This is a genomic window from Treponema sp. R6D11, from assembly GCF_054786075.1.
Genome location: NZ_BDHD01001343.1, coordinates 1 through 326 on the forward strand (window position 1 = coordinate 1; position 326 = coordinate 326).

At 41.1% G+C, this 326-nt stretch carries 1 protein-coding gene; it reads left to right on the forward strand.

The window, feature by feature from the left end; translation table 11 throughout:
* Window positions 1–325 (forward strand): hypothetical protein (locus tag ACYVTD_RS18685; protein ID WP_461249082.1); only part of this gene is annotated, 325 nt, incomplete at its 5' end.
* Window position 326: the final 1 nt, after the last annotated feature.

A 326-nucleotide genomic window follows, 5' to 3' on the forward strand; every position in this document is an offset into this window, starting at 1 on the left:
ACATAATCTAACGTATATATCCAGTTTGAATATTAGGATTGCTAAGGAATTTTTGGGCATTAGCAAAGAAATCGTTTCTAAGGTTGCTGGAAAAAACACGTTAATTATTTCGCCGCCAAATGCGGGGAAGACAACTTTGCTTCGTGATATAACTAGGGAACTTGCAGAGGAAAACAAAGTGGGTTTAGTTGACGAGCGGGGAGAGATTGGCTCTCTAGTGTTTGGGCAGGCGCAGTTTGATATTGGGAAAAACACAGATGTGTTTGATTTGTGTCCAAAACCGATCGCCATAAAGATGCTGGTTAGGACTATGCAAGTTCCCTAGT